This is a genomic window from Planktothrix tepida PCC 9214 (assembly GCF_900009145.1).
GTDB classification, from domain to species: Bacteria; Cyanobacteriota; Cyanobacteriia; order Cyanobacteriales; family Microcoleaceae; genus Planktothrix; species Planktothrix tepida.
In genome coordinates this window covers 1,165,554-1,188,829 of the sequence record NZ_LN889782.1, presented here as the reverse complement: position 1 = coordinate 1,188,829, position 23,276 = coordinate 1,165,554, and the positions used below count along the sequence as shown (strand labels likewise).

At 39.3% G+C, this 23,276-nt stretch carries 24 protein-coding genes and 1 pseudogene; 15 read left to right on the top strand and 10 right to left on the bottom strand.

The features are described 5' to 3' along the window. Positions 1-199: 199 nt before the first annotated feature. Positions 200-703, bottom strand: coding sequence for a D-glycero-beta-D-manno-heptose 1-phosphate adenylyltransferase (gene rfaE2 / locus PL9214_RS08195; protein ID WP_072718279.1), 504 nt, complete (start codon positions 701-703; stop codon positions 200-202). 414 nt (positions 704-1,117) lie between these two features. Between rfaE2 and hpsJ-B the strand changes: the two genes are divergently transcribed. Then, the gene (gene hpsJ-B, locus PL9214_RS08190) at positions 1,118-1,951 is read left to right on the top strand and encodes a hormogonium polysaccharide biosynthesis protein HpsJ (RefSeq protein ID WP_072718278.1); all 834 of its coding nucleotides are present in this window, start codon (positions 1,118-1,120) and stop codon (positions 1,949-1,951) included. A gap of 143 nt (positions 1,952-2,094) precedes the next feature. Then, on the top strand, positions 2,095-3,003 hold the full coding sequence (locus tag PL9214_RS08185; protein WP_072718277.1) for a glycosyltransferase family 2 protein: 909 nt from the start codon (positions 2,095-2,097) through the stop codon (positions 3,001-3,003). Positions 3,004-3,032: 29 nt separating this feature from the next. Here the strand turns inward: PL9214_RS08185 and PL9214_RS08180 are convergent, their stop codons facing one another. After that, the gene (locus tag PL9214_RS08180) at positions 3,033-4,802 is read right to left on the bottom strand and encodes a hypothetical protein (protein WP_072718276.1); all 1,770 of its coding nucleotides are present in this window, start codon (positions 4,800-4,802) and stop codon (positions 3,033-3,035) included. A gap of 40 nt (positions 4,803-4,842) precedes the next feature. After that, entirely contained in the window at positions 4,843-5,793 is a 951-nt protein-coding gene (locus PL9214_RS08175; protein ID WP_072718275.1) for an ABC transporter ATP-binding protein, read from the bottom strand. 203 nt (positions 5,794-5,996) lie between these two features. On the opposite strand from PL9214_RS08175, the gene PL9214_RS08170 reads away from it, so the two are divergent. Next, complete coding sequence (locus PL9214_RS08170) at positions 5,997-6,257, top strand: hypothetical protein (RefSeq protein ID WP_072718274.1); 261 nt, start codon at positions 5,997-5,999, stop codon at positions 6,255-6,257. Between the two features lie 141 nt (positions 6,258-6,398). Here PL9214_RS08170 and PL9214_RS31145 read toward each other — a convergent pair whose 3' ends face one another. Further along, complete coding sequence (locus PL9214_RS31145) at positions 6,399-6,569, bottom strand: hypothetical protein (protein WP_186440309.1); 171 nt, start codon at positions 6,567-6,569, stop codon at positions 6,399-6,401. Between the two features lie 122 nt (positions 6,570-6,691). Here PL9214_RS31145 and PL9214_RS08160 point away from each other — a divergent pair, with 122 nt between their 5' ends. From PL9214_RS08160 to PL9214_RS08145, 4 genes are all read left to right on the top strand, one after another. Further along, a complete protein-coding gene (locus PL9214_RS08160) occupies positions 6,692-7,180 on the top strand; it encodes a DUF1269 domain-containing protein (RefSeq protein ID WP_072718272.1) in 489 nt (162 codons plus the stop codon). A gap of 252 nt (positions 7,181-7,432) precedes the next feature. Next, positions 7,433-9,121, top strand: coding sequence for an NAD(P)H-quinone oxidoreductase subunit 4 (locus PL9214_RS08155; protein WP_072718271.1), 1,689 nt, complete (start codon positions 7,433-7,435; stop codon positions 9,119-9,121). 209 nt (positions 9,122-9,330) lie between these two features. Beyond that, positions 9,331-10,539, top strand: a complete 1,209-nt coding sequence (locus tag PL9214_RS08150; protein WP_072718270.1) for a sugar ABC transporter substrate-binding protein — start codon at positions 9,331-9,333, stop codon at positions 10,537-10,539. A gap of 13 nt (positions 10,540-10,552) precedes the next feature. After that, positions 10,553-11,908 carry a mechanosensitive ion channel family protein gene (locus tag PL9214_RS08145; RefSeq protein ID WP_072718269.1) on the top strand — a complete coding sequence of 452 codons (1,356 nt, stop codon included), beginning with the start codon at positions 10,553-10,555 and terminating at the stop codon, positions 11,906-11,908. A 53-nt stretch (positions 11,909-11,961) separates the two neighbouring features. On the opposite strand, the gene PL9214_RS08140 is transcribed toward PL9214_RS08145, so the two are convergent. Both PL9214_RS08140 and PL9214_RS08135 read right to left on the bottom strand, forming a co-directional pair. Then, positions 11,962-12,807, bottom strand: a complete 846-nt coding sequence (locus PL9214_RS08140) for a M28 family peptidase (RefSeq protein WP_072718268.1) — start codon at positions 12,805-12,807, stop codon at positions 11,962-11,964. Between the two features lie 171 nt (positions 12,808-12,978). After that, a complete protein-coding gene (locus tag PL9214_RS08135; RefSeq protein ID WP_072718267.1) occupies positions 12,979-13,212 on the bottom strand; it encodes a hypothetical protein in 234 nt (77 codons plus the stop codon). A 483-nt stretch (positions 13,213-13,695) separates the two neighbouring features. Here PL9214_RS08135 and scpB point away from each other — a divergent pair, with 483 nt between their 5' ends. From scpB to PL9214_RS31960, 5 genes are all read left to right on the top strand, one after another. Then, complete coding sequence (gene scpB / locus PL9214_RS08130; RefSeq protein WP_186440308.1) at positions 13,696-14,223, top strand: SMC-Scp complex subunit ScpB; 528 nt, start codon at positions 13,696-13,698, stop codon at positions 14,221-14,223. Between the two features lie 112 nt (positions 14,224-14,335). Next, a complete protein-coding gene (locus tag PL9214_RS08125; protein WP_072718266.1) occupies positions 14,336-14,542 on the top strand; it encodes a hypothetical protein in 207 nt (68 codons plus the stop codon). A 63-nt stretch (positions 14,543-14,605) separates the two neighbouring features. Continuing rightward, positions 14,606-15,403, top strand: a complete 798-nt coding sequence (locus PL9214_RS08120; RefSeq protein ID WP_072718265.1) for a glycosyltransferase — start codon at positions 14,606-14,608, stop codon at positions 15,401-15,403. Positions 15,404-15,450: 47 nt separating this feature from the next. Further along, positions 15,451-15,933, top strand: coding sequence for a class I SAM-dependent methyltransferase (locus PL9214_RS31965; protein WP_222425212.1), 483 nt, complete (start codon positions 15,451-15,453; stop codon positions 15,931-15,933). A 15-nt stretch (positions 15,934-15,948) separates the two neighbouring features. Then, a complete protein-coding gene (locus PL9214_RS31960) occupies positions 15,949-16,503 on the top strand; it encodes a TylF/MycF/NovP-related O-methyltransferase (RefSeq protein WP_222425211.1) in 555 nt (184 codons plus the stop codon). Positions 16,504-16,633: 130 nt separating this feature from the next. Here the strand turns inward: PL9214_RS31960 and PL9214_RS08110 are convergent, their stop codons facing one another. After that, entirely contained in the window at positions 16,634-17,407 is a 774-nt protein-coding gene (locus tag PL9214_RS08110; protein WP_072718264.1) for a putative sugar O-methyltransferase, read from the bottom strand. A 273-nt stretch (positions 17,408-17,680) separates the two neighbouring features. On the opposite strand from PL9214_RS08110, the pseudogene PL9214_RS08105 reads away from it, so the two are divergent. After that, positions 17,681-18,536, top strand: a pseudogene (locus PL9214_RS08105) (transposase). Between the two features lie 197 nt (positions 18,537-18,733). On the opposite strand, the gene PL9214_RS08100 reads toward PL9214_RS08105, so the two are convergent. Together PL9214_RS08100 and acnB are read right to left on the bottom strand one after the other, a co-directional pair. Further along, entirely contained in the window at positions 18,734-19,414 is a 681-nt protein-coding gene (locus PL9214_RS08100) for a type 1 glutamine amidotransferase domain-containing protein (protein WP_072718263.1), read from the bottom strand. Positions 19,415-19,540: 126 nt separating this feature from the next. Continuing rightward, on the bottom strand, positions 19,541-22,129 hold the full coding sequence (acnB, locus tag PL9214_RS08095) for a bifunctional aconitate hydratase 2/2-methylisocitrate dehydratase (RefSeq protein ID WP_072718262.1): 2,589 nt from the start codon (positions 22,127-22,129) through the stop codon (positions 19,541-19,543). A gap of 161 nt (positions 22,130-22,290) precedes the next feature. On the opposite strand from acnB, the gene PL9214_RS08090 reads away from it, so the two are divergent. Continuing rightward, positions 22,291-22,629: a DUF6972 family protein gene (locus tag PL9214_RS08090; RefSeq protein ID WP_072718261.1), complete on the top strand. Its 339-nt coding sequence runs from the start codon at positions 22,291-22,293 to the stop codon at positions 22,627-22,629. Next, the gene (locus PL9214_RS08085) at positions 22,577-22,846 is read left to right on the top strand and encodes a hypothetical protein (protein ID WP_072718260.1); all 270 of its coding nucleotides are present in this window, start codon (positions 22,577-22,579) and stop codon (positions 22,844-22,846) included. Before PL9214_RS08090 ends, PL9214_RS08085 begins: the two co-directional genes overlap by 53 nt. 187 nt (positions 22,847-23,033) lie before the next feature. On the opposite strand, the gene PL9214_RS08080 is transcribed toward PL9214_RS08085, so the two are convergent. Continuing rightward, complete coding sequence (locus PL9214_RS08080; protein WP_072718259.1) at positions 23,034-23,222, bottom strand: hypothetical protein; 189 nt, start codon at positions 23,220-23,222, stop codon at positions 23,034-23,036. Positions 23,223-23,276: the final 54 nt, after the last annotated feature.

Genomic DNA, 23,276 nt, shown 5'->3' with positions numbered 1-23,276 from the left:
AGTACAAAATTCTCAACTTCAATTATTGTACAAGGAGCCGGGAATAGTTATAGCAATACGCATTACAGTTGGACAGACGCGCTATGTAGAGGAAGGTAGCATGGCGTGTCTCTACTCAATCCAGCAAACTTATTCACTGCTTACTGTTCCCTGTTCCCTGTTCCCTGTTCCCTGTTCCCTGTTCCCTGTTCCCTGTTCCCTAGCGCGTAGCGCTATAACCGTTGAGAATTCGTTGAATCAGGGCAGTGGTGGACGAGGGAACTTCAATATTAATGAAAGCCACTTCACCGCCATAGCATTCTACAATAGGGGCTTCCGGCAGGGTTTCTAAGGTGTAGTCTCCTCCTTTAACGTAAATATCGGGTTTCAGGGTCGCGATTAAATCATCGGCTGTGGTTTGGGAAAAAATCACCACACCATCAACAGGTTTCAAACTAGCAAGCACTTCCGCCCGTTGTGCTTCAGGGACAATCGGACGGGGAGGCTGTCCGGGTTTTTGGGGTTTAATCCTTTGAACGGACAAATCGCTATTTAATCCGACAACGAGCGATCGCCCTAAAGCTTTAGCGGCTTGTAAATAGCGAACATGACCTGCATGAATTAAATCAAAACAGCCATTCGTAAAAACAAGCGGACGCCACTGATCAGGATGAAGGGTGATGTCTTGTTGTAATTGGGTTAAGGTGTAGAGATAAGGAGTCATTCAAGTCTAAGTAAGGAGGATGAGAATTTATTGAAATCAGTTCACCAGAGGAATATCATTCACGTTTTTTTTGTTTTGTCAAGAGGTTTTTAGCTGTCCCAATCCCCTCTATCCAACAAATTACTGAATCTCAGTTCGCTGTTATTGCTCCGAACCGATTAAGATTGTAACGTTTGTTGATCTTAACCTTGCAAAGGAATTAGAAAATGAAATACTGAATGGGTAAGGACAGATAAAGCCAAACCCTTAATTTTTGAAACCTGTTGCAACCGACCCATAAGTTTGATAGAGAAAGATAGGAACTCTCCTGCCTGAACATCTCCTAACTAACTCTCAAAAGTTTGGGTTAGGCGAGACATCAGGAAACTCAGATCTCGATCTGGGTCAACCATTACTTAGCTTACGCATAATCCAATGAAAGCCACTTCTAGCCGTCAATTTTCCTCTACAACCTCTGTAATCCTAAAACTGGTTGGGGTAATTTTACTTCTCTCTTCCCTTGTGGATTATCTGGTACTTTTGATTCCGCCGAATTTTCTCAATCGAGGGTGGCAAATTAATGTCACCAGCGACTTAGTAGATCGAGGTATTGTGCCTATGGTGGGAATAGCCTTGATCTTTGTTGCCTTTTGGATAGATAGTGCAATAGAAGGAACTGTCAAACCCAGTAAACCTTTTACCAGTTTAAGATTTTGGGTGGCATTACTAGCAAGTTTATTGGGATTGTTGTATCTGTTACTGTTTCCGTTGCATCTCAATAATACTCGTTTGGCTAGAGCCGAAGCTCTTACACAAATTAATCAACAAGCTACTCAAGCTCAAACTCAACTGGAACAACAAATTAGTAGCGAGCAATTTCAACAACAAATTCAACAGCGAAAAACTCAGCTTAAAGATCAATTTTCTGGCTTGACACAAAATCCTGATGCTCTCAATCAAGCGCTTTCTAATCCCAATCTACCGAAGCCAGTTAAAGACATTTTAGAACAGTCTAAATCGAATCCGAAAGCTATTGAAGAGTTCCTCAATCAACAAGCAGATAATTTACCGACACAGTTGTTAACTCAAATTCGCGATCGCAAACAAGAACTTGAACAACAAGCCAAAACCCAATCGTTAAAATCAAGTTTACGAACCGGAATTAGTAGCTTATTATTAGCCATTGGCTATATTACAATTGGCTGGACAGGATTAAAAGGTCTGGGTATTCTCCGGGGTGGAAATCGTCGTAAAACGCCAGCAGCTTAACAGTTATCAGTCAACAGTAATCAGTTATCAGTGAAAAAAAATCTTGATTTTATTGATTCAAACCAACAATCAACTCAATCCTAACTGATAACTGATAACTGATAACTGATAACAGACAACTGATAACTGATAACTGATCTTTCATGTTTTCTATTTATATTCTCACTGCCAACGAAGAAATTGATATCGCGGATTGTATTGAATCGGCATCCTTATCGGATGACATTATTGTGGTCGATTCTTTCAGTCAAGATCGTACCGTTGAAATCGCTCAACAGTATCCCGTTCGCGTGGTGCAACATCGCTTTGAAAGTCACGGAAAACAACGGACTTGGATGTTACAAGAAATTCCCACTAAACATGAGTGGGTTTACATTTTAGAAGCCGATGAACGGATGACGACTGAGTTGTTTCAAGAATGTTTACAAGCCATCCAAAGCGATGATTTTATTGGGTATTATGTCGCGGAACGGGTGATCTTTTTAGGGAGTTGGATTCGACGCAGTACCCAATATCCTCGGTATCAAATGCGTCTTTTTCGTAAGGATAAAGTTTGGTTTACCGATTATGGTCACACCGAACGAGAAGTTTGTAACGGCCCTACGGGATTTATTCAAGAAACCTATCCCCATTATACCTGTAGTAAAGGGTTATCCCGTTGGATTGAAAAACACAATCGTTATTCAACGGATGAAGCCGTAGAAACACTGCGCCAGTTACAGGAGGGAACGGTAAATTGGAAGGATTTATTCTTAGGTTCATCGGAAGTTGAACGGCGACGTGCGTTAAAAGATTTATCCTTACGTTTACCTTTTAGACCCCTAATTCGGTTTCTGTATATGTACTTGATTTTAGGGGGAATTTTAGATGGTCGTTCAGGATTTACTTGGTGTGTTTTGCAAGCGTTTTATGAATATTTGATTCTGCTGAAAGTTTGGGAGGTTCAAAACTCACCTCAACTTTATGCAGATCAACTTCAAGCGATGACCTTACCCAATTTAGAAAAAGTAGAATCCCAGACTGTTATCTCCAATCTGGGAACAGAACCTTAATCCTTATTTTTTGATCAGGTTTTTATTGTTCAGGGTGCTTTTATTCCAGACGCTAAGGCTTTTAATTCAGATTCCCCTGCTTTTTTTAACAATCGTGTGAGTTGTACATTACACAGAATAATCATTAATCCTTGACCTACAAAACTCATGGCAATTGAGGATGTGGTAGCAAAAGAAACTGAGACAAAGGACAAGACAGACCACACATAGGCAGCTTCACTAGCGGGTTTAGAATTAAACAACAGAGCAGTAATAAATGGAGGAATAATCAGAAGTGCTGATACAATTCCGGCTGACCATAGGGTTCGTTTTGGTGTTTTCATCATCAGCATTAATTGAGCAATACTGGCACAGAGCAGCATAAAACTCAAATGTAAACCAACTGCTAACAAAATTTCGATTTTTTGAGAGGGTTTAACGATGAGGGAAATCGTTACAATCCAAAGGGTAGAAACAATTAAAAGATTAATCAAAATGGCAACAATTGCCGGACTTTTCTCGCCCCAAACTAAATCCTTTCCCAGGTCTATCCACCAATCCTGTTTCCGTTCTCGACGATATCGAACCCAATCTTGTAGCGTTTGTCGTTGAGGTGAAAGAGCAAAAATCAAACCTACAATTAGAAAAATATTAGCGATAAAAATTGCAGAAGAATCATTATAAACCGATTCAAAATTAGCAGTTGTAAACCCTAAAGCTAATAAGGTGAAACTAATCGTTAATAAATAACTTTGTTTCTTACTTAAAGCCGGAAGATTGGGATGATTGTAGTTCCGTTTTAACGCTTGCCAAATCCAATAGGTCAAAACCGCATAATTGAGTAACGCTAATCCCCATAGAGAAACACCATTTTCTCCTATCCGTAATCCAAACCATTCTAATTGCTGGATCTTGGCGTGAGAGAAGGGATAATTTAAGTAACTTTCTCCTGTGCGATTAATTAAATAGCGAAGCAAACAGGTCGGAGAAAATAGATTTAGCCAATCCCAACCATCATGGGTGATAGCTTTATTATTCGCAGTCAATACAAACATGAAAATGAAGCTACTCCCGACCCAAGATTGTAATCCATGTAACCAAGAACTGGTGGTAACACCCACTAACAATGCAAGACTATATAAAAATGCACAACTGGCTACCGTCAAACCATAAAAACTTAAGGTTTCTAAGGGTGAGATATTAGCCGAAATTCCAGCCCATAATTGATAGGGAATCGTTAGCAAAATTCCGAGATAAACTAAACTCGGTACACCTAATAATTTGCCAATTAAAATAGTTTGGGCAGATTGGGGACTTAATCGAATAAAATTCAGGGTTCCTCGCCGTTCTTCGGTGGCTAAATCATTAATCAGCATATAGGTTCCCAGAACAATTAAGCTAAAAACTGCTAACACACTGATCCAAATAAAAATATTTGTCCAGTAGTCCGTAAACCAACGATTAAAATCAATTAAATTATGAGGACAATCAGAATTTTTGAGTTTTTCAAGGGTTTTCAGTTGTTGTTCTAAAACTGAACGTTTTGTAGCATCGGTTATGTTAACCAGTTTATCTTGTATTTGCCAATATTGTTTCTCATAGGCTTGAAACGCTTGGTTTTGAGAGGGACAGTAGGGGCTAGAAATTGGGATTTTCTTGAGTCCTGGAAAATTATCGAAGGTGGAAAAAAATAGAATCACTTGACTGAGGATAGAAATTCCGATGACCATCAGAATATTGCGAAGTCGAAACCGACCTTTTAATTCTCGAACCAGTTGGGGGTTCCACTCTCTCAATTGATTGAAAACGGGAAGGTTCATGATCGTTATTCCTGAATAAAGTTGAACGGAGGGAGTTATTCTAAGACGCTTGTTTATGTCCGAGTTTTAAGAAAATCGATTCTAAATTTTCTTGAACTCGATGAAATTCGCTTAAGGGAATTTGGGCTTTAATTAGCGATCGCAATAAAATAGCAGCGTCTTTTTCTGTTCCCGAAAAGTGAACTTTAACTTGTAGATTCCCTGGTAAAATTTCCCAACTTTGAACCGCAGGATGATTTTTCAGTTCAACGATGAGTGTATCCAGTTTACCCAATGTGGATATAAAAATATACGGGATACTTAACCGTTTATATAACTCTCCAATGGATGCACTTTCGACTAAATACCCCAATTCCATAATCCCAATACAGGTACAAAAATCCTCTAAATCGCTTAAAACATGGGAGGAAATCACAATGGTCATTCCGGCTTCATGTAAAGCTTTAATAATCTCCCGAAACTGCATTCGAGCAATGGGATCTAAACCCGATACGGGTTCATCCAGAAAAAGTAATAAAGGTTCATGAATAATCGTGCGACCTAAGCTCAAACGTTGTTTCATTCCCCGTGACAAGGTGGAAATTAAACTATTGCGTTTATGGGTTAACTGCACAATTTCCAGAACTTCATATAATCGTTGAGTCCGTCGAGGTTCTCGTAAATAATACAACCGAGCAAAATAATCCAAATAATCCCAAACGGTGAGATCATCATACAGAGGAAAATCATCGGGTAAATAACCCAAACGTTGTTTAATTTTGGGGTTAGTATGATCCCGTGATAACGCCTCTCCGTTAATATAAATTTCCCCCATTGTGGGTTCTTCGACGGTGGCTAACATCCGCAATAAAGTTGTTTTTCCGGCTCCATTAGGCCCAATGAGTCCGTAGACTTCACCCATTGCGATTTGTAAATCTAAATCATTAACCGCAAAGTGGCGTTCAAATCGTTTGGTCAGTCCACGAGTTTGAATGGCAAGGTCTTTTGTCATAGGGGTAGGGATGAAAGGGGTGTGGAGTTGTAACTTAGACTTCCCCTACAACAAGCTCTAGCCGATTTTCGGACACAAATCTTAATCATTGAAGTTTTTGTTCAAGATCGTTTAGACTAATCCCTATCTTTACCGAGGTCATTAATTGAGCAGAATCAGTTTTGATCGAATTGATTTTTACTAAATTTTGGAGCTATCTATCTATGTTAATTAAAACTTATCCTTATTTTTCTAATTCTATTTCTTATCACTGCTTTATTCAAGTTCCCTCTGCTTCTCCAACAGTTCCACCGAATGCCATGTTGATTGATAAAAAAGGTCAAGATTTAGTAGAGATTGGGGCTGTTTTATTGGCAATTTCCCTAATTTTAGTTATAAAACTTATTAGTAAAAAAGTAGAATATGCCCTAATTTTTGCAGCAATTTTAACGGCTATTTTAGTTCCTCTTTTATGGTTTTTGTAACTTCAAGCATCATAAACTAACGGTCAATATTTGATAATTATCCTCATGATTAAGCTCAAAAGGATAATTATCATTTCCAAGTTAATACCAATCCGCAGTCAACCTAAATTCTAGTGACAAACTCCAGTAAATGTTTGACCACTATATTGTATTGTCATCAATGACAGAGGTATAAAAGTATATTTTATGACCTTGATTCGTCATTCCTTTGGCAACACAGATAATGCCATCACCCAAATTAGGAGAAGCTGAGGCGATTTGGACTGCAATGCTAGGAAATAGAAATACTGTTCCTATCGCTACAGCGCTCAATTTGTTAAGAATATTTAACATACGCTCGGTAATTGTTGAATAGATCGACGCAAATTCAGGTATTATTATATCATGACAAATTAGCGAATTATTCTTGAACATCAAGATAGGAATTTAAAATTATGGCCACACTAACTGTTTGGAAATTTCATACCGCCGAAGGTGCTGAAGCTGCACTCGCCAAGTTAGTTCAACTTCAAAAAGAGTATTTAGTTGAAATTCAAGATGCTGCTGTTGTTACTTGGCCAACAGGTCGAAAAAAACCTAAAACTATTCAAGCCTTTGATTTAGTGGGAGCCGGAATGTTAGGCGGTGCATTTTGGGGAATGTTATTTGGCTTAATATTTTTTATGCCTGTTATTGGAGTCGCCATTGGAACCTTAGTCGGAGCACTTTCCGGTCAATTTAGCGATTATGGCATTAATGACGACTTTATTAAAAGTGTACGTGAACAAGTAACCGAAGGAACCTCTGCTTTGTTTTTACTCACGGGTAAAGTCACGATAGACAAAGTAGAAGATGCCTTCAAAGATATGGATAAAGGTGAATTGATTCAATCTAATTTATCCTCAGAACAAGAAGAAAAATTGCGGGAGCATTTTGGCGAATAATCAGAGTTTTGGGAAAAGCTTAATTCAACCTTAACCTCGAATCAATCCGATTCTATTTGAGAATTTTTCGCCTTTGAATAGGGAAATCATCAAATGGAATCGGATTTTATCTTAGCGATTGATTAAAATCTATGCAAAGCCAGGATTAATAGACTTTAATCAATTGTTATCTCCGGTAAAAATTTATATACAAATCGTTACAAAGTTTAGTACAATGAAATCATTCACAGATAAGTATTTGTTCTTACTGTCATGATGGCGGATCAATTTCCCTGGCTTACCACGATTGTCCTGCTCCCACTCGTAGCTTCCCTGCTCATTCCTGTCTTGCCTGATCAAAACGGTAAACAGTTGCGCTGGTATGCCCTCGGTGTAGGCATCGCGGACTTATTATTAATGTGCTATGTCTTCTGGAAGTATTACGATGCGAGCAGTGCAAATTTCCAACTCGTGGAAAAATTTGCCTGGGCGCCTCAATTGGGTTTGAACTGGGCCGTTTCAGTAGACGGTCTTTCCCTTCCCCTCGTACTTCTAGCAGGATTAGTTACAACTCTATCTATTTTTGCAGCATGGCAGGTTGATCAAAAACCGCGTCTGTTCTACTTCCTGATGTTGGTGCTGTATTCGGCCCAAATTGGGGTATTCGTTGCCCAAGACTTACTACTCCTATTTATTGTCTGGGAACTGGAATTAATTCCGGTGTATTTGTTGGTTTCTATCTGGGGCGGGCCAAAACGTCGCTACGCCGCTACTAAATTTTTATTGTATACGGCCGCTGCTTCCTTATTTATCTTAGTAGCTGCCTTAGCAATGGCGTTCTATGGCGGTGGCCCCTTAACCTTCGATATGGTGGAACTGGGTCTGAAGGATTATCCCCTCACCCTAGAACTGTTGATGTATGCCGGGTTATTAATTGCCTTTGGCTTAAAACTGGCTGTTTTCCCCCTGCACACTTGGCTCCCGGATGCTCACGGGGAAGCTTCTGCTCCGGTTTCAATGATTCTGGCTGGAGTGCTGTTAAAAATGGGCGGATATGGTTTGATTCGGGTCAACATGGAAATGCTACCCGATGCCCATATCTACTTTGCACCCGTTCTAGCGATTTTAGGCGTTGTCAATATTGTGTATGGTGGCTTAAACTCCTTTGGCCAATCCAATATGAAGCGTCGCCTCGCCTACTCCTCGGTGTCTCACATGGGATTTGTGCTGTTAGGAATTGCTTCCTTTACCGATATTGGCGTGAGTGGAGCATTATTACAAATGATCTCTCACGGTTTAATCTCGGCTGTGCTGTTCTTCCTAGCGGGTGTTACCTACGACCGGACTCATACCTTGGCTTTGGATGAAATGGGCTATATCGGTAAAGCGATGCCGAAAGTGTTTGCTCTGTTTACAGCCGGAGCAATGGCATCTCTGGCATTACCCGGTATGAGTGGCTTTGCGAGTGAAGTCTTAGTGTTTATCGGTATCACAACTAGCGATATCTATAGCTCGACCTTCCGGGTTGTGATTGTGGCTTTGGCTGGTGTGGGATTAATTCTCACCCCGATTTATTTATTGTCAATGCTGCGTCAACTGTTCTATGCAACGGGTGAAGCGCCTGTTTGTATGCTGGGTGATACCGGTTTACAAAATTCGGGTGAGGAAGAAGCGGTTTGTTTTGGAACCAGTTGTGTGTTACCAACGGAAGCCACCTTTAGTGATGCAAGACCCCGTGAGGTCTTTATTGCTGCTAGTTTCCTGGTACTGATTGTGGGAATTGGGTTATATCCTAAACTGGTCACGAAGGTTTATGATGTCAAAACCGTTGCCCTCAATAGTCAGGTACGGGATTCTTATATTCAAGTGGCAAAAGCAAATCCTGATTTATATGCCAAAGGATTCTTAGCTCCTCGCATTGCTAAACCCGAAGTGGCTTCGGTTTCAGGAATGTTTAAATAACATTTGCATTTTAATCTAATCAAAATAGCGATCGCTTTTATTCAAAAAGGCGATCGTTTGTTTTTGGTATAGCATGGAATCGGGAATAAATTAACAGATCAGGCATTTCAGGATATAATCAATTGCTGAAGGATTGGCCATTATTTTTTATGTTCAACCCATAATTCGTTTGAGGTTGAGCAATCTAACCAAGAGAACAGGTAAACCCAGTGCGTTATCGTTTTTTTAAGTTAATTATCTTAATTTTTCTTTTCCTGACCAGTTGTAGTCTTAAGGGTTCGGAGAAGATTATTGCGTCTCAGGAACAACCCGTTCAGGGACAGATTTTAGTTTGGCATTCCTTTGAAGGCAAAATCAAGGACATGATCCAACAGTCTTTTAATGATTATAGACAACTGTATCCTAATGTCAGGATTGTTAGTGAATATATTCCGGCTGATCAATTAGAGCAGCAGTTTCGTAAACAAGTCAATCAAGGTTTAGGGCCTGATTTTCTATTTACCACCTCTGGGGTAATTCCAAGTTTGATTCACGATAATTTGATTCCGGTGATTGACGATTTTGACTTTTCGAGTTACCTGCCTACAGCCATGAGTCATGTTCGCTATCAAGGAAAAATTTATGGTATCCCCACTTCTGTGATGACTCAAGTTCTTTGCTATAACAAAAAGAAAGTTAAGTCTCCTCCTAAAACCTTAACAGAACTTCTACAACAAGCAAAAGCCGGTTATTCAGTGGGAATTTGGTCTACCTTTATCACCACCTTTTGGGGGGTGCAAGTTTTTGGGGGAAAATCCTTTAATACCGAAGGTGATTTTATTTTTGATAAAAACAGTTGGGCAAAATGGATGGAGTGGCTAAAAAACGCCCAATCTGAACCCAATATGATTTTTACCGATAGTATTGATGTCTTACAACAAGCCTTTACCAATCAACGATTAGCCTATGTGTTTTGTGATTCTTCTCAGTTTGTAGACTATGAACAAGCTTTAGGAAAAGATAACTTGGGTATCACCATATTACCAGGGGAAGAGAACAATCCCGCAGCGCCTCTTCTTTATTCCCGTGTCATTTTGTTTAATCGGATGTCTAGTCCTGAACAACAACAGTTATCCCAACAATTAGCTCAATTTTTTACAAATCGGGAACAGATTCGCAAGCGGTTAATGATACTCCGAGGTTCTTTTATTCCGGCTTATCAAGTTCATATTAATAGTCGTTTGTTTCCATTAGAAGCGATATTAGTCCAGCAAGCTAAAACCGCCATCGCCATTCCCCTAGACCAAGTGCAATCGGCTCGTGTTTGGGCGAAAGAGGGCAGTAGTTTATATCCCCAAGTATTAGCGGGAAGCATCACTCCTGAAAATGCTGCTCAAAAAATTTCAGAAACCGTTAATCAGAAATTGAGTCAACCCTAAAATAAAATTTGATATGTATAATCAACCCGATTTAACATTTATTTTTGATCAAATTACTAAACTCTTGATTTTTTTGGCTCGTTCTCCAGTGCAGATTCAATTGGGGATGATTTTGATCTCAATTTTATTGAGTCATGGCTTATCCTATTGGGTAAGACAAAAAATTCAACAGCAATTTAAACAACTGACAATTACTCTAAATAAAGCTCTAAAAGAAGAAACAACATTACCTCTTTATTGGTGTGGATTATGCTTGATTCCCGATCTGGTTGGCAGGGGATTTAACTTAATTATATTAACTTTAGTTCGGAATTTATTAACGACTCAAGGATGGATATCAGGACTCCTAAGTACCGCCATCCAGCTTTTATGGGTTTATCTATTCTATCGGGTCTTTTCAATCGGATTATGTTTATTTGTTCCCATTCACCGGGTTAAAGAGTACAAATTCTATTTTTTTAGACCGATATTTATTTTATATGTTTTGAGAGAAATTTTAAGTTTATTTTTAGATGTCAATCAACTGATGCAAGTTGAGGTGATCAATTTATTTAACAGTCCCATCACCCTAGGAGCAATTTTTATCAGTACAGTGGGGTTATATTTTTGGATAGTAGCTGTGAGTATTTTACAATATGTGATTCTGCAAATTTTTGTTGATAAAACAGAACTAGATTCAGGTGCATTTCATGCTTCTTTGATTTTAATTCGTTATTTTTTAATCGGTTTAGGGATAGTGATTGTAATTGGATATATTGGGTTTAATCCCACAGCTTTTGCTGCAATTACAGGGGGATTATCCGTTGGTATTGGCTTTGGCTTAAAAGAGATTTTTAGTGATTTAATTAGTGGAATCCTATTACTGTTTGAAGGCTCGTTACGACCCGGAGATATTATTGAAATTGGAGGAGAGTCCAGTGAAGTCAAAAAAGTCAGTATCCGCGCCACAACGGTACAAGTGATGAAAGATAATTCAGAAAAAATTATTCCCAATCAACTGTTATTTACTCAGGAACTCAAAACGATGACAGGTAGTGATCGGCGAGTACGAAAGTCTTTAATTGTGGGAGCGAGTTATGATTGTAATCCTCAACAAGTGATCGATATTTTATTAAAAATTGTTGATGAACATCCTGAAGTTTTAAATGATCCGGCTCCTTCAGTGAATTTGATTAATTTTGGAGAATCTAGTTTGGATTTTGAGATTGCTGTTTGGTTAGCAACTCCCATCGGAGGTAAACGAATTATGAGTGAAATTTCTTGTGAAATTTGGAAAACTTTTGCTGAGAACAATATTGAAATTCCTTATCCTCAACGGGATTTACATATTCGGAGTGATATTAGAAACGAAGATTCCTTAAAAACCTAGACTACTGAAATTTTAATAATAAAACTTCGTCTTTTATAGGTCATTTCTCAAATTTAAACCCGCCGTAAACCAACAATTAAACCTTGACAAACTCCCGTGAGAAAATCTAAATCTAAAGTTTCTAGGGTATCTGTAGATTTGTGATAATGGGGATTTCTTAAATTTGCTGTATCTGTCACCATAATTGCTGAATATCCTAAATCCCAAAAGGGAACATGATCACTGCGTCGGGTATCAGGAACCATCATTCCTCGGTTGGGAACCGGAAGCCATTCACAAGGCGTTTTGGTTTGGCGAATTCCGCGACTCATATTAATTAAATCAGGAATTGTTTTTAAATTGCCAATTAACGCAATATAATCGCCAGAATTCGGATAAAAATATTTTAATCCAGGGGGATAAAGTTGAGAATTCGGGTTAGAATTACAATACCCTAACATTTCCAACGAGAGCATCAAACGAATGAGTTTGTTTTGCTGTTTTAAACGTTGAGCATAATGTTGACTCCCAATAAAACCATATTCTTCTAAATCAAACGCCACACACTGAACCGGATATTTGAGGGGATGTTCCGCAATGCTTCTGGCTAATTCTAATAAAACCGCAACGCCAGTAGCATTATCATCAGCACCCGGACACCCTGGAACAGCATCATAATGGGCACCAATTAGAATAATAGAATCTTTTGATTTTGATAAAGCGGGTAAATTTAGAATTAAATTTTGATGGGTTCTTCCAGTTTGTTGAAACTCATCTGTAATTACAGTTCCCCATTGTTGGAGTTGCTGACGAATATATTCTCGGACATAAAAATGACCCTCCGAAGCTAGGTAAGGGTCACGTTCCCGAATCATCTGTTGTAGATGTTGAGTTAATTGGGTTTTTAAATGAAACTGCATTCAATCATCTTAAAGAAGGTTTTTCTTTAGATTTATTTTAACATGAATTGGAAAAAATGAGCTTGAGCAACTTAGTAAAAACGAATTGATTTTAAGAGACAATCATAAACAATTTTTATCATAGTTTCCTCTCCTATCCCAAGAATCATTGATTAGGATGAGAGATAGGAATTATCCGATATTATCTCTTAAACGAACTCTAGGATCTTTGCCATCTTGTACCCCCTGAAATTCAGTATCCACTCGATCCCATAAGTAAATAAAAGGTAAAGTTGCTAAGGTACAGGATTTCCAATGACTTTGAACGGGAGCATGAAACATTTGACAAATTCCCCCCCGTCGCCCTTCTGGCTTATAATACCGACAATTGCGACAATTTGAGGGAACTGTATTTTCCCTGGTCATTTTGAACTCTCCCAAATCCTATATAAATTCAATTGTCTATGATTGATGCCTTTTACTTTGTTGTCTAACTTACAATTACTCTATATTTTTGTTAAGTTTAATGAAGCTTAGTCTTGAAGGAAAAATCTTTATTAAGACGGTTGACAAAAATGCCCTTTTCTACAGGGAAGGGATCTAATAGAATTTCGTTAAAAAAGATACAAAAATTCTCTCATGACCCGCCGATCTTCGTCAACCTTAACCAGAAATTAAAGTTCTGCCCTGATCCCTGTCGAGGTTTGCGGTAAAATTGTCCAAAGTTTCCTAAAGTTAAAATTAAAAATTACCAAGTTTTGAATCAGATTGATTTGATTGAATTTTTCTGGAGTCAACAAAAATTGGCAACCCTCAAAGCCAAGCCCTTAAAAGTTGACGGTTTACAGATAACTGTGTACAGTCAACAGTTAGGGACTCCAAACCGTGATCTGTCATCTGTTTTTGAACATGAGTTTAGTGGCGAAAATTGAAGCAATTTTGTACTTAAAAGGTCAACCCCTTTCCATTGGAGGACTAGCAGAATTAGCCCGGTGCGATCGCAAAGAAGTTGAAGAAGCATTAATTCAACTCATGTCTGACTATGCCCATCGAGATAGTGCTTTAGAAGTGGTAGAAACCGACTCTGGATATACCTTGCAACTCCGAGAAGCCTATATGGAGTTAATGCACACCTTAGTCGCCCCAGAGTTAGGAGTAGGGGCCTTAAGAACCTTAGCGGCGATCGCCCTGAATGGAGGGATTACGCAAACGGATTTAGTTGAATTAAGAGGATCAGGAGCCTATCAACAGGTTCAGGAATTGGTGGAATTGGGATTTGTTCACAAACGCAAACAACCCAACGCCCGCTCCTATTGGCTACAAGTTACGAAAAAATTTCATCAGTATTTCCAGGTCGATCAGCTTCCCAAGCAATTATCTTTGAATTTTGCCGAGGATTTACCCCTGGATTTACCCCTAGATTCGACCGTGCAGTAGTATTGACACGGGTTGGGGGTAACAATTTCTTGATCAATTGCACCTAAAGATGGTATTTATTCATTAATCATACATCTTTTACACTGCGGATTTTTCCAGAGGATATTTTGTAATGAGAATTGCTCTTGTTGCTTGGGGTTACATTCCGGTTCCACCCTTATCAAATTCTATTTATACTTTAATGAACGAGTATAAATTTTTTTTAAATGAACTGGGATATGAAGTTGATTTTATAGATGAGAAAGATGTTGATCAGGCAATTGATCAGATCAACAATAGTAATTTTGATTTTGTACATTTAGGAATGAAAAATAAATAACTTGCACAACTAAACCCTGGAAACCTTGATCCACTGTAAACTATTTCTCAATTAGTCACCTTATTGGTTTTTCATTCCTTACACGCTTGCGATTTTGTTGGTGAATTCAATAAAAAACTGAAACAGAAATATTGTTTTACCTGCCAATATGGTTATTTGTTGAAAGAAAATAAATGGGAGGAAAACTTTCGACAAGCTTTTAAACCTTATATAGATGCGCCAGGTATAATTGCTGCTTCTCATGAAACAAAAGAGTTTTTCCTAAACAAAGGATACTCTGGGTTTATGAGAATGCAACCGAATGGTATTGATACACAGAAAATTAATTTTAAGGAAAGAGGCAATAATAAAGCCATTTGTTTAGGTTGGATTCAACCCAGAAAGCGGCAGAGATTATTGGCAGAAATTGTAGAGGGAAAGTTATCCTTAGATTTTGTTGGCCCCTTGGATGATCCTGATTTTCAAGAAGGGAACACAACTCAATATTTAGGAATTTGGAGTTTACAACAGGTGTATACCCATCTCACTGATTATAATTGTTTAGTTCTTATTAGTGATGGAGAAGTTGCCCCTTTAGTTATCCTTGAAGCTTTAGCAGCAGGCTTATGTGTGGTTATTTCTGAATCAGCGAGTGCTAATTTACACAAAAAAGAATTTATTAAAGTTTTACCTGATGACATTCTAACGAATGTGACCCCAGAAAATCAGGAAATTGTCACGGAAGCCATTCAGGAAATGATCGAAAAAAATCAAGAGTATCGTCAAGAAATTGTAGAATATGTCAAAGACAACTTTGATTTTAGTCGCCTGATTAAAAACTATATTAGAATCATTGACGAATTTACCAGTTTTTACTATTAAAGACTAGGTTGGTTAAGTCATTTAAACCCGAACATGAAAGGAAAAAGATGAATAAAGAAACCGTAGAATTTATTGATAGAGACTTGTTAGCAGAGGGCGATTATGTTTCACCTGGTTTGGAAATCATCAAACCTGATCAATGTTTTCCCAATATGATTGTTCAAGATACCAGTGCATCGGATTGGCCCTATCTCAGACGGGATATTCCCCATAACTGGTATGTAGATCAAAGAGAGAAATCTGTGGGATTTCTCAATCGAGATGAAGCCCATATTCTTTATAATACCGCCCTAAAATTTAGAGGTAAAAGAGCCTTAGAAATTGGCTGTTGGTATGGTTGGTCAGCTTGTCATCTGGCGTTGGCCGGAGTCGAATTAGACGTGATTGATCCGCTCTTAGCCAAACCTGATATTTATGATAGTGTTGCTCATTCTTTGCAATCGGCGGGTGTGCTTGAAAGCGTTAATTTAGTCAGTGGTTATAGTCCTGACGCAGTAGCGGAGTTAGCCGAACAACAACAGCGTAAGTGAGCGAAAAAAGTTTGTTTGGAAGATATTCCGGGTAACTTTGTGGAATGTGGAAGCTGCAAAGGGGGATCAGGTGCGTTGTTAGCTTGGGTGATTAAACGTTACAGTCGCCGCCCCCGTTTACTTTATGCCTTTGATACCTTTGAAGGAATGCCCGAACCCACAACCGTTGATATTCACGAAGGAATACCCGCCAACCTTACTGGGGCTGGAGTGGGCGCTTTAAAAGCACCAATGGCAGAAAATATCCAATTAATTTGTCAAAAATTAGAGATTCAAGATATTGTGATTCCTGTTAAGGGGTTATTTGCTCAAACCTTGCCCCAATATCAGTCTAAAATTGGGAATATTGCTTTTTTGCACGCAGATGGAGACTGGTATGAATCCACAATGGATATTTTTAATACCCTCTACGATCAGGTCGTTCCTCATGGTAAAATTCAGGTAGATGATTATGGGTATTGGGACGGCTGCAAGAAAGCCTTACATGATTTTGAACAGTCAAGACAAGAACAATTTAACTTACACTTGATTGATTACACAGCCGTCTGGTTTACAAAAGGTGAACAGTAATTCGTCAATTGAGTAGGATGAACTTGAACAGCTTGCAATTCCAAATTCAGAAACCATAGGTCAGGTACAAAACACAATAAAAATAAGGGTTCGCAAGAACCCTAACCCTACCCTACAGAAAAATGTGAGTTTACCAAACCAAAGTACAATCTTTAGGGTGTAAGATGCCAACTTCGGGCTTGACTCTGATTTGGGGCAGGATTTCAATCAACTCTTCTTTTGTGTAAGAATTAAAATCTTCTGGGTTAATTTCATTGTATGTAATATAGCCTCTTTTAGCAGACAAAAGCACTTTTTCTAAATACATTTGTTGTACTTCTCGTCTAATCTCCGTAAAGGCATAATTGCTAATCACAAGATCATAATTGTCTTTGCGTAATTCATTCATAGTCTTATAGATCAGCGTCGTGTTTAATGGGAAATGATCTAAATACCGTTGCGCGAGTAGGAGAACAGGTTTCAAGTCAACTAATGTATAGCTTTTAACATGAAAATAACTACTGATAATTCTGCACAGACCTCCATAACCCACTCCAATTTCACATATATTGTAGTTGTCTAAAGTTCCGAATTCCGATTCCAAATCAGACAGGATTTTTATGTATCGCAGGGTTGTTGGTGCGATTTTACCAATGGCTTCGTAATCAAAAACTCTAGGATTTCCAATTTGATCATTTTTGATAAATTCATGAATTTTACTCAAGACATTAGATCCAGATTTTTGGGTGACTTCAAGATACTCTAGACCTTGCTCAAATGAGTCGTGTTCTAAGGTAATATTGTATATTTCATTTCGACGAAAATCTCGGAATGTGGCATTATCTAAACTGGCTTGCAGACATAATTCAGGATAGTTACCATTGTCACTCAGGCTAGTTTTAAAAACCATATCTTTGCAATCCATACTTATATTCCCTAATGTCCTTTAGGCTGGTATTATGGTTTACACTATCATAGATGAGTTAAATCTTCAAGATTTTGGAAAAAATATTCCAAATCAACAGAATTCTTAAGTGGTTCTTCAGTATCTAGTATGCTAAAATTATAGTTAATAAAATCAAGAAAGACAAAAAATATATCTACCCCTAGCTGAAAAGCTTTTTCCGGTTGACAGTTAAGCCATCTGTGTTGTTAACTAAAATCAGAAAAATGGTAAATTCAGGGTAAATCAGTAACAATGACTTCCTCAAGGGAAATTAAAATGCTCACAGAACTTCTGGAGCTAGAAGGAGTAAAAGTAGTCTCACGTCATCAGCATAAAGGGATTGGAATAATTTTAGAGATAGAGCCAATCCATCAGGAAAGTATCTGTCCTCGTTGTGGGGAAAAAAGTCATAAATTACATCAAAACCATAGATATATAATTAAAGATTTACCTTGGGGAGAATCGCCAGTATTCTTAGAAATAAATAGACGACAGTTCAAATGTAAGAAATGTAAAAAGCCGTTTAGTGAGGATTTAGATTTCGTGGGGAAAAGAAGGACTTATACAAAAAGATTGGCTGATAGAATCCTACAAGAAGTTTTAGAAAAGGATATAAACAGTGTCGCCAAAAAAGGGTTAGTCACAACAGAAGAAATAGAAAGGATGTTAAAAGACGCATCATCAAAATTAGCCGAGTTGAAACCCACCGATTTAAAAAGATTAGGAATTGATGAAATAGCATTGATTAAAGGAAAAGGAAATTATTGTGCAGTTCTAGTAGATTTAGAAAAGTCGAAGTTAATAGCCCTACTTGAAGGAAGAACACAAGAAAAAATCCGTCAAATTTTTGAGGAAACAAATGATTGGTTAGGAGGATTATGGGAATTGGGGAGGTGGTTAGATGAAGCTCAAAAGTATTTCCCGAACAGTCATTCATACAATGATTCGATGGCTAGATGAAATTATTGCCTACTTTGATCATAGAACAACCAGTGGAGTAGTGGAGGGAATTAATAACAAACTGAAACTGATTAAACGTTCGGCTTATGGATTCAGAAATTTCAAAAACTTTCAATCAAGATGTTTACTGAATTGGCATTTTAACTAAATCTTTTGCAGACTAGATACTGAAGAACCTAAAACCCTCATCATAATACTACACTAAAGCCTCGTCAAACTTAGGCATTGAAATCTACTTTACAAGCGATCGCACCTCAACTCCTCAAAGAGCGATCGCACCTCATACAGACCTAAAAGATCAGCGATCAGACTATACGATTAGCCTACAACAAGATGGTTAGACTTCTATTTTAAGGCTGCAATCAGTAAATCAGCGACAGCCACACCCGATGCTGGATTTTGCCCAGTAATGAGTCTCTGATCTTCAATAGCAAAAGCAGCCCAAGGCTCATCTGCTTTTTTGTAAATAGCCCCTCGTGCTACTAATTCAGTTTCTGTTAGGAAAGGAACCAATTGATCCAGTCCCGCCAGTTTCTCTTCCTCATTGGAAAAACCAGTGACTTCTTTATCTTTAATCAGCAATGATCCACTTGACAATTTGATATTCAGCAAGCCTATGGCACCATGACAGACCGAAGAGACAAAACCACCCTTTTCATAAATTTTTTGACTGATGGATTGTAGTACCTCATTATCAGGAAAATCCCAGATCACACCATGACCACCCGCGTAATAAATCGCAACATAATCATCTGGATTCACTTCACTGGGTTTGAGAGTAGCCCCAAGACGATTCATAAATTCTTTCTTCTGATACCATTCCCAATCAATGGGATCTGCCATTTCCAGACTGTGGGGATCAATCGGTGTATATCCTCCCTTGGGGCTAACGTAATCAACTTCATAGCCAGCTTCTTCAACTTTCTTAACAAAGTGAACAGCCTCTCCAAGCCACAGACCCGTTGCTCGTTTCAGGGTTGGATACTTTTCAACACTGGTTAGAACGACAAGTATTTTCTTACTCATGATGTTTTTTTCCTGCTTTACTTAGGGTACTTCGATAGACAAATTTAATCGAGGTGCGTCCTATTTTCACCGAGTAATAATTGGATCATCAAGGTGAGTCAATCAAGACCCACCCCAATCATTATACTAAACCAAAACCTCCTCTAATTTAGGCATCTGATCCACAGGAATCACCCGTCCGAAATCCTCAAAATTCTCAATTTGATCAAAATTGAGATAACGGTATAAATCACCTTTAAATGGATCAACTTTTTGCGCCACAATATCCATATATTCCTCAACGGTCGGAATCTTACCTAATAGGGCACAAACCGCCGCCAATTCCGCAGAACCGAGATAGACCCTTGCACCTTTACCCATGCGATTATTAAAATTACGGGTCGAAGTCGAGAACACCGTAGCATTATCCTCGACACGGGCTTGATTACCCATACACAGGGAACATCCGGGCATTTCTGTCCTTGCACCTGCGGCGGCAAAGATGCCATAAACCCCTTCTTCTCGGAGTTGTTGTTCATCCATGCGAGTCGGGGGACAAATCCATAAACGGCCTTTAACCGTACCCGCACCTTCTAAAATCTTAGCCGCCGCCCGATAATGTCCAATATTGGTCATACAAGAACCAATAAACACCTCATCTACTTTATCCCCGACACATTCACTCATTAATTTAACGTTATCCGGGTCATTAGGCGCGGCAACAATCGGTTCTTTAATCTCGCTTAAATTCACTTCCAGGGTATCCACATATTCCGCATTGGCATCCGCAGACATTAAACTCGGATTAGCCAACCATGCTTCCATCTTAGCAATCCGCCGTAACAAGGTAGGAGCATCTTGATAACCCCGTGCTATCATATTTTTCATTAACACGACGTTAGAACGCAAGTATTCCGCGACGGTTTCTTCACTGAGTTTAATCGTACTTCCAGAACAGGAACGTTCAGCCGTGGCATCGGTTAATTCAAAGGCTTGTTCCACCTTTAAATCCGGCAAACCTTCCATTTCCATGATGCGACCGTTGAAAACGTTGATTTTGTTCTCTTTTCCAATGGTGAGCTTACCTTGTTGCATGGCGACCCAGGGAATGGCGTTAACAATATCCCGTAAGGTGACTCCGGGTTGTAATTCTCCGGTAAACTTAACTAACACCGATTCTGGCATATCTAAGGGCATGACTCCTAAAGCGGAGGCAAAAGCCACTAAACCTGACCCGGCGGGGAAGGAAATACCGAGGGGGAAACGGGTGTGAGAGTCGCCCCCTGTACCGACGGTATCCGGTAACAACATCCGATTTAACCAAGAGTGAATAATTCCATCTCCAGGCTTTAAGGCAACCCCCCCACGAGTCGCGAAAAAGTCGGGTAATTCTTTATGGGTTTTAATATCAACGGGCTTCGGGTATGCTGCGGTGTGACAGAAACTCTGCATGACTAAATCAGCCGAAAACCCTAAACAGGCAAGTTCTTTCAGTTCATCCCTGGTCATCGGGCCAGTGGTATCCTGAGAACCTACGGTGGTCATCAACGGTTCGCAGGATGTCCCTGGACGGACTCCGGGCAACCCGCAGGCTTTTCCGACCATTTTTTGGGCGAGGGTAAAGCCTTTTCCGGTGTCTTCCGGCAGGGAAGGACGCACAAACAAGGTGCTGGGTTCGAGTCCCAAGGCGGCACGGGTTTTATCCGTTAAGCTACGACCAATTAATAGAGGAATGCGACCTCCAGCCCGCACTTCATCTAAAATCGTATCGGGTTTCAGGGTAAAGGTGGAAATCACTTCTCCCGCTTCGTTGGTAATTTCACCGTTGTAGGGATGAATGGTGATCACATCCCCAGTATTCAGTTTACTAACATCACATTCGATGGGGAGGGCGCCGGAATCTTCGGCCGTATTAAAGAAAATCGGGGCAATTTTTCCCCCTAGAATATAGCCCCCAGCGCGTTTATTGGGAACGTAGGGAATATCGTTACCAATATGCCACAACACGGAGTTAATCGCTGATTTCCGAGAAGAACCTGTGCCAACAACGTCTCCGACATAGGCGACGGGATGCCCTTTTTTCTTCAGTTCGGCTATGGTTTCTAACCCTCCGGGCATCCGACTTTCTAACATTACTAAGGCGTGTAAGGGAATATCGGGGCGAGTTGTGGCGTGGGGTGCGGGGGACAGGTCATCGGTGTTGGTTTCCCCAGGAACTTTAAAGACAGTCACGGTAATGGTTTTGGGGAGTTGCGGACGTCCAATAAACCAGTCGGCTTCTGCCCAAGCGTCAATGACTTGTTTAGCAAAAGGATTAACTTCCGATAAATGCAGAACATCGTTGAAGGCGTCGAAGACTAACAACGTCTTACTGAGGGCATTAGCAGCCGCCGAAGCAATACTTTCATCCCGAACTTGGAGTAAGTCTATCAGGGATTGGACGTTATAGCCTCCCACCATTGTACCCAAAAGAGAAACAGCGCCTTGATGGGAAATCAGGGGGCTGGTGATTTCGTTTTTGGCAATAGCGGTTAAAAAGGCAGCTTTGACATAAGCGGCTTCATCGACACCGGGAGGGATACGGTCTCTCAGCAAGGTCATCAAGAATTCTTTCTCTTCTTCTGGCGGGTTTTTCAAGAGTTCGCAGAGTTCGGCGGTTTGTTGGGCGTTGAGGGGTAGGGGGGGAATGCCTAATTGAGCGCGTTCTTCTGCGTGTTGACGATATGCTTCTAGCATAGGTTCGGGTGTTCTCCTAAGACAATGTTCTAGCTATTATCGTTAGTTTATCGCTATTAGGGGGGTGAGAGTGTTCTGGGATAACGGTTTTTGGAGTTGAAGTTAATCAAGAATATGCCATTAGAATATAATCAAGTTTAATATTTACCTTAAATTTATGAATGGCTGGTATTGAGATCTCAATTCAATTTGATACACGACATCTCGCTAAACATTTGCCCAATACCCCCCAAATGCAAAGACTTTTAAGAAAAGGACTTGCAGCCCATGTTTTTAAAGATAGCGAAACGTTATATCGAGTGGCTCAAGCTATTATAGAGAGAGGAGAATATACGGGTAAAGTCAGGAAATATGATCGATATGGCTTGTATTTTAGCGAGCTTATTGGTTATCGAATTAGTCCTGATGGTACAAGGCAACCCCTTTATTATGGAGAAATAAAAATAGATGAATATAACCAATATCACATTATCCCAAGAACTCAACCCAGTACAGAATAATTGGCAGTTCGCCGAGGTTTGGATAGACCCAATGTTAACACCGCCTTATATCTTATTACTCTTAGCTGATGCTCAGGGAAAGTGTCAAATCTATGACCCCGCTAAGGATTATACAGTTATTTTTTCGGCTGAAGATTATGAAACCGCTAAATTGTGGTTATTAGAGGATGAATATGAACCCATTCAAGGCAGGTTGTTGTCGGATGAGTGGGTTTGATAAAGGTTGAGTTCTTGGATGAGTTAAAAATGAAAATTTATAAGCTAGATAATTTGCCATCGACAGAAGAATATATTCTGGGATTTAAGGATATAAAAGAAAACATAAGGTTGTAGGGGAATTTGAGATGGGATCGCTCAGAAACCCGGTTTCTATTCTTCACGATAGCCCAGTAGTCTTTTATTTTCTAATCTGGCTCCCTCTTCCAAGCATTTGATAGTGAACTATTGGCTCCTGATAGTATCGTTAGATTCCGAATTTCTATAGTGCAGGGATTGGCAATAGATTTATAGCCATCAACAGATATTTTAGTAATTCCTTCAAGCTTTTCATTTTTTGATTTTGTAGAATTACTTTTTTGAACTGATTTAGCCATAATTTATTTTTTATTAAAAATAATAAAATATTATATCACAAATTTTAATTATAT

Bases quoted from the DNA above. Each gene is read 5' to 3' on its own strand.
- rfaE2 (WP_072718279.1), bottom strand. From the start codon at position 703: ATGACTCCTTATCTCTACACCTTAACCCAATTACAACAAGACATCACC.
- hpsJ-B (WP_072718278.1), top strand. From the start codon at position 1,118: ATGAAAGCCACTTCTAGCCGTCAATTTTCCTCTACAACCTCTGTAATC.
- PL9214_RS08185 (WP_072718277.1), top strand. From the start codon at position 2,095: ATGTTTTCTATTTATATTCTCACTGCCAACGAAGAAATTGATATCGCG.
- PL9214_RS08180 (WP_072718276.1), bottom strand. From the start codon at position 4,802: ATGAACCTTCCCGTTTTCAATCAATTGAGAGAGTGGAACCCCCAACTG.
- PL9214_RS08175 (WP_072718275.1), bottom strand. From the start codon at position 5,793: ATGACAAAAGACCTTGCCATTCAAACTCGTGGACTGACCAAACGATTT.
- PL9214_RS08170 (WP_072718274.1), top strand. From the start codon at position 5,997: ATGTTAATTAAAACTTATCCTTATTTTTCTAATTCTATTTCTTATCAC.
- PL9214_RS08160 (WP_072718272.1), top strand. From the start codon at position 6,692: ATGGCCACACTAACTGTTTGGAAATTTCATACCGCCGAAGGTGCTGAA.
- PL9214_RS08155 (WP_072718271.1), top strand. From the start codon at position 7,433: ATGATGGCGGATCAATTTCCCTGGCTTACCACGATTGTCCTGCTCCCA.
- PL9214_RS08145 (WP_072718269.1), top strand. From the start codon at position 10,553: ATGTATAATCAACCCGATTTAACATTTATTTTTGATCAAATTACTAAA.
- PL9214_RS08140 (WP_072718268.1), bottom strand. From the start codon at position 12,807: ATGCAGTTTCATTTAAAAACCCAATTAACTCAACATCTACAACAGATG.
- PL9214_RS08135 (WP_072718267.1), bottom strand. From the start codon at position 13,212: ATGACCAGGGAAAATACAGTTCCCTCAAATTGTCGCAATTGTCGGTAT.
- scpB (WP_186440308.1), top strand. From the start codon at position 13,696: ATGAGTTTAGTGGCGAAAATTGAAGCAATTTTGTACTTAAAAGGTCAA.
- PL9214_RS08125 (WP_072718266.1), top strand. From the start codon at position 14,336: ATGAGAATTGCTCTTGTTGCTTGGGGTTACATTCCGGTTCCACCCTTA.
- PL9214_RS31965 (WP_222425212.1), top strand. From the start codon at position 15,451: ATGAATAAAGAAACCGTAGAATTTATTGATAGAGACTTGTTAGCAGAG.
- PL9214_RS08110 (WP_072718264.1), bottom strand. From the start codon at position 17,407: ATGGATTGCAAAGATATGGTTTTTAAAACTAGCCTGAGTGACAATGGT.
- PL9214_RS08100 (WP_072718263.1), bottom strand. From the start codon at position 19,414: ATGAGTAAGAAAATACTTGTCGTTCTAACCAGTGTTGAAAAGTATCCA.
- acnB (WP_072718262.1), bottom strand. From the start codon at position 22,129: ATGCTAGAAGCATATCGTCAACACGCAGAAGAACGCGCTCAATTAGGC.
- PL9214_RS08090 (WP_072718261.1), top strand. From the start codon at position 22,291: ATGGCTGGTATTGAGATCTCAATTCAATTTGATACACGACATCTCGCT.
- PL9214_RS08085 (WP_072718260.1), top strand. From the start codon at position 22,577: ATGAATATAACCAATATCACATTATCCCAAGAACTCAACCCAGTACAG.
- PL9214_RS08080 (WP_072718259.1), bottom strand. From the start codon at position 23,222: ATGGCTAAATCAGTTCAAAAAAGTAATTCTACAAAATCAAAAAATGAA.